Origin of the sequence: Azospirillum griseum (genome assembly GCF_003966125.1) — a bacterium.
GTDB classification, from domain to species: domain Bacteria; phylum Pseudomonadota; class Alphaproteobacteria; order Azospirillales; family Azospirillaceae; genus Azospirillum; species Azospirillum griseum.
The window spans coordinates 47,404-53,403 of record NZ_RXMA01000030.1; the positions used below are offsets into that span (position 1 = coordinate 47,404).

The 6,000-nt window shown below is 66.7% G+C and carries 8 protein-coding genes; 7 read left to right on the top strand and 1 reads right to left on the bottom strand.

The window, feature by feature from the left end:
* Nucleotides 1-43: 43 nt before the first annotated feature.
* The 7 genes from EJ903_RS22260 (at nucleotide 44) to EJ903_RS22285 (ending at nucleotide 4,675) form a co-directional block, all read left to right on the top strand.
* Nucleotides 44-514 (top strand): DUF2946 family protein, encoded by a 471-nt coding sequence (locus EJ903_RS22260; protein WP_126619605.1) that lies wholly within the window; start codon nucleotides 44-46, stop codon nucleotides 512-514.
* A gap of 144 nt (nucleotides 515-658) precedes the next feature.
* Nucleotides 659-937 (top strand): hypothetical protein, encoded by a 279-nt coding sequence (locus EJ903_RS22265; protein WP_126619607.1) that lies wholly within the window; start codon nucleotides 659-661, stop codon nucleotides 935-937.
* On the top strand, nucleotides 934-1,098 hold the full coding sequence (locus tag EJ903_RS27055; RefSeq protein ID WP_158627981.1) for a hypothetical protein: 165 nt from the start codon (nucleotides 934-936) through the stop codon (nucleotides 1,096-1,098). Before EJ903_RS22265 ends, EJ903_RS27055 begins: the two co-directional genes overlap by 4 nt.
* A gap of 15 nt (nucleotides 1,099-1,113) precedes the next feature.
* Entirely contained in the window at nucleotides 1,114-2,673 is a 1,560-nt protein-coding gene (locus EJ903_RS22270) for a cytochrome ubiquinol oxidase subunit I (RefSeq protein WP_126619609.1), read from the top strand.
* 13 nt (nucleotides 2,674-2,686) lie between these two features.
* Nucleotides 2,687-3,838 carry a cytochrome d ubiquinol oxidase subunit II gene (cydB, locus tag EJ903_RS22275; protein ID WP_126619611.1) on the top strand — a complete coding sequence of 384 codons (1,152 nt, stop codon included), beginning with the start codon at nucleotides 2,687-2,689 and terminating at the stop codon, nucleotides 3,836-3,838.
* Between the two features lie 13 nt (nucleotides 3,839-3,851).
* Nucleotides 3,852-3,959 carry a cytochrome bd-I oxidase subunit CydX gene (gene cydX, locus EJ903_RS22280; protein ID WP_126619613.1) on the top strand — a complete coding sequence of 36 codons (108 nt, stop codon included), beginning with the start codon at nucleotides 3,852-3,854 and terminating at the stop codon, nucleotides 3,957-3,959.
* A gap of 89 nt (nucleotides 3,960-4,048) precedes the next feature.
* Nucleotides 4,049-4,675 carry an SCO family protein gene (locus EJ903_RS22285; RefSeq protein WP_126619615.1) on the top strand — a complete coding sequence of 209 codons (627 nt, stop codon included), beginning with the start codon at nucleotides 4,049-4,051 and terminating at the stop codon, nucleotides 4,673-4,675.
* Between the two features lie 27 nt (nucleotides 4,676-4,702).
* On the opposite strand, the gene iolB is transcribed toward EJ903_RS22285, so the two are convergent.
* On the bottom strand, nucleotides 4,703-5,512 hold the full coding sequence (gene iolB, locus EJ903_RS22290) for a 5-deoxy-glucuronate isomerase (protein ID WP_126619617.1): 810 nt from the start codon (nucleotides 5,510-5,512) through the stop codon (nucleotides 4,703-4,705).
* Nucleotides 5,513-6,000: the final 488 nt, after the last annotated feature.

Below are 6,000 nucleotides of genomic sequence, written 5' to 3' on the forward strand. Positions count from 1 at the left end.
CTGGCGCCCGTCTGAGGCGACGACCGGAACCGCGAGCGGCGTCATGACCGCGTTCCACCCCTCTGCCACGCGCACGCCCGCTGGGCACCTCTTTGGCCTGCGGCCCGACCGCCGCCGCCGGATCGGCGCGAGCGTGGGCGTGTGGCTGCTGCTGGTCCATCTGCTGGCGCTTGGCGGACACCCGCCGCGCGCCGACGCGCCGTCGTCGCCCCTGTTCGCGCAGGATCTGTCCGGCGACCGCATCGTGATTTGCACGGCGGGCGGCATGGTCGTGATCGACCGCGCCACCGGCCAGCCCGTTCCGCCGGACGCCGACCGGCCGCACGGCGACCTGTGCCTGTTCTGCCTGCCCGGCCTGCAGGGCGGCACCGATCTGCCGACGGTCGCCACGCTGGCCCTGCCCGTGGCCACGCTGTGCCCGCCCCTGTATTCCGACCGTCCGCACCCGCCACCCGCCGCCCGTCCGGTCGGGGTGGCGTGGCCGCGCGGGCCGCCGTGGGGGTTCCCGACCTGATGGAGCCGACGGCCCATCCCGACACGCCGCCCTTGCGCGGGGCCCTTGCGCAGGGCCCTTGCGCGGGGCCCTTGCGCGGGGCCGGGATGGGCCATTCATCGACCGTGGGCGGCCCCGCTGCCGCCCGCCGAGGAACCCGTTGCCATGCCTCTGTCCGACCGTTCCCACGGGCGACCGCCGCCCGGTTGGCGGCTGTTCTGCCGCCTGCTGCCCGGATTCGCCGCCGGAGCCTTTGGCGGCGGCCTGTTCGTGGCGCTGCTGCTGGCCTTTGACGTCGCGGGCCTGCGCACGCTGCTGCACAGCGCCGACCGCCCGCCGCATTGGAGCCTGTTCCTGTCCATGCCCCTGCTGTTCGGGTTGTTGGGGATGGTGGTTGCGCCCTCCCTCAACCGGTCAACCGACGTTCGGGAGATGGACCGATGACGGACCGCCCGTTGGCCCGCGCCATTGCCGTCACGCTGCTGGTCAAGCTGTGCGTGGTGGTGGCGATGCGGCTGTTCCTGTTCGACGCGGCGCACCGCCCGGTGATCGACGAGTCCGTGATGGACGACCGTCTGACCGTTCCGGCGTCGCCGCGCTCATAAGGATGTCTGTGCACGATGTTTGATTTGGATCCGTCGAGCCTGTCGCGCCTGCAATTCGGCATGACCGCGCTCTATCACTTTCTGTTCGTGCCCCTGACGCTGGGGCTGTCCTTCCTGCTGGCCATCATGGAAAGCGTCTATGTGATGACCGGGCGCGCCATCTGGCGCGACATGACCAAATTCTGGGGCAAGCTGTTCGGCATCAATTTTGCCATGGGGGTGGCCACCGGCATCACCATGGAATTCCAGTTCGGCACCAACTGGGCCTATTACAGCCATTATGTCGGCGACATCTTTGGCGCGCCGCTGGCCATCGAAGGGTTGATGGCCTTCTTCCTGGAATCGAGCTTCGTCGGCCTGTTCTTCTTCGGGTGGGACCGGCTGTCGAAGCTGGGCCATCTGACGGTGACGTGGCTGGTCGCCATCGGCTCCAACCTGTCGGCCCTGTGGATCCTGATCGCCAACGGCTGGATGCAGAATCCGGTTGGCGCGGTGTTCAACCCCGACACCATGCGGATGGAGCTGACCTCCTTCTGGGAGCTGATGTTCAACCCGGTGGCCCAATCGAAGTTCGTCCACACCGTCAGCGCAGGTTACGTCACCGGATCGATCTTCGTGCTGTCGGTCAGCGCCTATTACCTGCTGAAGGGGCGGCACGCCGCCTTTGCCAAGCGGTCGATGATCGTCGCCTCGGCCTTTGGCCTGGCGTCGGCCCTGTCGGTGGTGGTGCTGGGGGACGAAAGCGGTTACGCCGTGTCCGAACACCAGAAAATGAAGCTCGCCGCCATCGAAGCGATGTGGGAGACGGAGGAAGCGCCCGCCGGTTTCACCCTGTTCGCCATTCCCGACACCAAGAACCGGGTCAACCACGCCGAGGTGAAGGTGCCGTGGGCGCTGGGGCTGATCGCCACCCGCTCCACCGACACCGTGCTGCCCGGCATCGACGATCTGGTGCTGCGGGCGGAGCGGCGCATCCGCAACGGTCTGGTCGCCTATGACGCGCTGGAGCGGTTGCGCGCCAACCGGGCCGACGCGGAGGCCCGCGCGACCTTGACCGCCCACGCCGCCGATCTGGGCCACGCGCTGCTGTTGAAACGCTACCTCGCCGATCCGCGCAAGGCGGATGACGCCACCATCGCCAAGGCCGCGCGCGACACGGTGCCGGGGGTGGGGCCGCTGTTCTGGTGCTTCCGCATCATGGTGGCGCTGGGCTTTTTCTTCATCGGCCTGTTCCTGGTGGCCTTCGCCCTGTCCTGCCGACGGGATTTCAGCCACCCGCTGTTCTTGAGGGTTTGCCTGTGGAGCCTGCCCTTGCCGTGGGTGGCGGCGGAGCTGGGGTGGTTCGTGGCCGAATACGGGCGGCAACCCTGGTCGATCGACGGGGTGCTGCCGACCTTCCTCGCCTCCTCCTCCGTGTCGGTGGCGCAGGTGCTGTTCACCCTGACCGGCTTCGTCCTGTTCTATTCCTCGCTGGCCGTCGTCGATGTCGTGCTGATGCGCACATACATCCGGTTGGGACCGGCCGAGGCGCTGCGCCCGTCGTCCGCCGCGCCCGCCCATCAGCCCGCCGAATAAAGGGAGAGATCCAATGCACCATCTGGTTGATTACGAGATCCTCCGCCTGATCTGGTGGCTGTTTCTGGGCGTTCTGCTGATCGGGTTCGCCATCATGGACGGGTTCGATCTGGGGGTGGCGGCGTTGCTGCCGCTGGTGGCGCGCACCGATGTGGAACGGCGTGTGGCCATCAACAGCATCGGCCCGGTGTGGGACGGGAATCAGGTGTGGCTGATTTTGGGGGCCGGGGCGATCTTCGCCGCGTGGCCTGCCATTTACGCGGCGGCCTTTTCCGGTTTCTACATCGCCCTGTTCCTGGTGCTGGCGACGCTGATTTTGCGTCCGGTCGGTTTCGAGTTCCGCAACAAGATCGCCGATCCCCGGTGGCGGAGCTTCTGGGACTGGGCGCTGTTCGCCGGGGGGCTGGTTCCGTCGCTGGTGTTCGGCGTCGCCTTTGGCAATTTGTTGCAGGGGGTTCCGTTCCGCATCGACGGCGATCTGCGCGTCGCCTATGAGGGCAGTGGCCTGTTCGAGCTGCTGAACCCGTTCGGCCTGCTGGCCGGGCTGCTGTCGCTGGCGATGCTGACTACCCACGGCGCGGTGTATCTGTCGCTGAAGACGGAAGGGGCGGTGCGCGACCGCGCGCGGGGCTTCATCCGCGTCGGCGCGCCGGTGTCGGTGGCCCTGTTCGCGCTGGCCGGTGTCTGGGTGTTCTATGGCGTGCCGGGCTATGCCCTGACCACGGCGGCGGTGATGGACGGCCCATCGAACCCGTTGTTCAAGGAGGCGGTGCGCCAGCCCGGCGCGTGGATGGCCAATTACGCCGCGCATCCCTGGATGATGGCGGCCCCGGCGCTGGGACTGGTCGGGCCGCTGCTGGTCTGGGGGCTGTCGGCGACGGGACGGGCGGGACTCGCCTTCATCGCCAGCGGCCTGGGAATCGCCGGAGTCGTCGGCACGGCGGGGGTCAGCATGTTCCCCTTCCTGATGCCGTCCAGCGTCGCGCCGTCGGCCAGCCTGACGGTGTGGGACGCGTCGTCCAGCCACGTCACCCTGTTCGTGATGCTGGTGGCGACCCTGATCTTTCTGCCCATCGTGTTGGCCTACACCGGTTTCATCTTCCGCACCCTGCGCGGAACGGTCAGCCCGGCGGACGTCCAGCGCCACAGCAACAGCCTGTACTGAGGAGAGCGCCCCCATGTGGTATTTCGCCTGGGTTCTCGGCGTCGGATTCGCCTGCACCTGCGGGATCCTGAACGCCGTGTGGCATGAGCATCATTTGTCCGCCGACGACACGGTGGACTGATCCGTCCGGGCGCGCGGCGGCGGGTGCGAGCCGTCGCCGCGCGGTCCCTTTCGCATGTTTCGGTTTCTTTTTCGGTGGAGAGCGGCGCGATGGGCGCAAAAGGATGGTCGTGGATCGCGGGGGCGGCGGTGGCGCTGTTCCTGACGGTGGGGGCGGTGTGGTCGCAGATCGGGGCGGCCCAACACACGGCGGACAACGGCAAGGCGCTGCTGGCCGCGCTGGGCGGCCCCTTTGCCTTGACCGATCAGCGCGGGCGGGCCGTGACCGACCGGGATTTCCATGGCCGGGTCGTGGTGCTGTTCTTCGGCTACACCTTTTGCCCGGACATCTGCCCGACCGATTTGCAGATCGTTGCCGAGGCGCTGGACCGGCTCGGCCCCCGCGCCGACGGGGTGCAGCCGCTGTTCGTCACCATCGACCCGCAACGCGACAACCCGGCTCAACTCGCGGAGTTCACCGCCCTGTTCAGCCCGCGCATTCTGGGCCTGACCGGAACCCCCGATCAGGTGGCGGAGGCGGCCAAGCGCTACCGTGTCTATTACGCCCGCGCCCAGGGTGGGGAGAGCGACGCCTACACCATGGACCATTCCGCCTTCTTCTACCTGCTGGACCGGCAGGGGCGGACGGCGCGGGTGTTGCCGCACGCCGTCCCGGCGGACCAACTGGCGTCGGCGTTGGCGGAGCTGTTGGACGGCAAGGAGGAGGCCGGATCCTGAGCGCGGGATCCGGCCTCGTTCCCACTTTCAGGCGGGCTTGAGCAGCCAACGGTGTTCCGGCGCGGTGTTGAAATGCCAGGCCCGGCGCGGCCCGGCCATGACGTTCAGGTAATAGCCGGTGTAGCCATGGGCCGCGCCGACCGGGTGATAGCCGCGCGGGACCAGCACCAGATCGCCGTTCTCCACCGCCATCGCCTCGTCCAGCGACCGGTCGTCGGTGTAGACGCGCTGGAAGGCGAAGCCCTGCGGCGGGTCGATCCGGTGGTAATAGGTTTCCTCAAGCTGGGTTTCCGCCCCACCATTGTCCTGATCGTGCTTGTGCGGCGGGTAGCTGGACCAGTTGCCGGGCGGGGTCACGACCTCCACCACCAGCAGGCTGTCGGCGGGTTGCGAGTCGGGCAGAATGTCGTAGACAAGGCGTGTGTTGCTGCCCTGCCCACGCACGGACGAGGCCACATCCTCCGGGCGAATCAGGCGAATCGGCAAACCGCCCTTCTGGCCGGGGGCGGTGCAGACTGCCAATTCCAGCGCGCTGGTGGCCGTGACCCGCCAGGATTCCCCTTGCGGCAGATAGACGGCGAAGGGGCGCTTGTCCTCGAACGGACTCATGCGGTCGCCTAGGTCGGCCCAACTCTGATCGCCCGCCGTCACGTCGGCGCGTCCGGCCACCAGCACCAGACAGGTTTCACGATCCTCGCTGCGACCGCAGACGCTTTGCCCTGCCGCCAGTTGGAACAGGTCGAAACCGATGAAACGCCAGCCCGCCGATTCCGGCGTCACATGGTGAACGCGTCCGGTCTCGTCGGGAGAATGGTTGCGGAGCAACAGGTTGGTCATGGTGGTGGGGTCCCTGGATGGCGCGTTGTGACGCGAAAAGACGGGGGAACGAGGCGTTCTCACTGTACCGTATGTTCCATAAATAGGCAAAAATAGAATTTTTCCTCCGACTGCAGGGTTGGCAACGTCCAGGCGCCATTTCGCAGGTGCAAAATGACCATTGTGCGGCGTTTTTGACACAGTTTTGAGTGAAAGAGCACAGAATCCCGAATCTCGATTGCCCCGTTTCCCGAATTATCGTTTTGTCTTGGAGGTGCTTCCGTCGAACGCATTCTGGTTTCGGAACGTCGATGGAACATCCGATTCATGAGTGTCAACTCAATCGCGTTCATGAAAGGCCAATAAGGCCGATGGTCCAGTCAATCGGACCAACGAACTTGCAGCTTGGAGGATCAATCCGCATGTCACGCATTGCTCTTATGGTTGGTGTTGCCGCCGTCGCGCTCGCGTCGGGTTCGGCGTTTGCGCAGTCGAAGTCGAAGTTCGAC

Excerpts from the sequence above, each read along its gene's own strand:
- EJ903_RS22260 (WP_126619605.1), top strand. The coding sequence starts at position 44 with ATGACCGCGTTCCACCCCTCTGCCACGCGCACGCCCGCTGGGCACCTC.
- EJ903_RS22265 (WP_126619607.1), top strand. The coding sequence starts at position 659 with ATGCCTCTGTCCGACCGTTCCCACGGGCGACCGCCGCCCGGTTGGCGG.
- cydB (WP_126619611.1), top strand. The coding sequence starts at position 2,687 with ATGCACCATCTGGTTGATTACGAGATCCTCCGCCTGATCTGGTGGCTG.
- EJ903_RS27055 (WP_158627981.1), top strand. The coding sequence starts at position 934 with ATGACGGACCGCCCGTTGGCCCGCGCCATTGCCGTCACGCTGCTGGTC.
- iolB (WP_126619617.1), bottom strand. The coding sequence starts at position 5,512 with ATGACCAACCTGTTGCTCCGCAACCATTCTCCCGACGAGACCGGACGC.
- EJ903_RS22285 (WP_126619615.1), top strand. The coding sequence starts at position 4,049 with ATGGGCGCAAAAGGATGGTCGTGGATCGCGGGGGCGGCGGTGGCGCTG.
- cydX (WP_126619613.1), top strand. The coding sequence starts at position 3,852 with ATGTGGTATTTCGCCTGGGTTCTCGGCGTCGGATTCGCCTGCACCTGC.
- EJ903_RS22270 (WP_126619609.1), top strand. The coding sequence starts at position 1,114 with ATGTTTGATTTGGATCCGTCGAGCCTGTCGCGCCTGCAATTCGGCATG.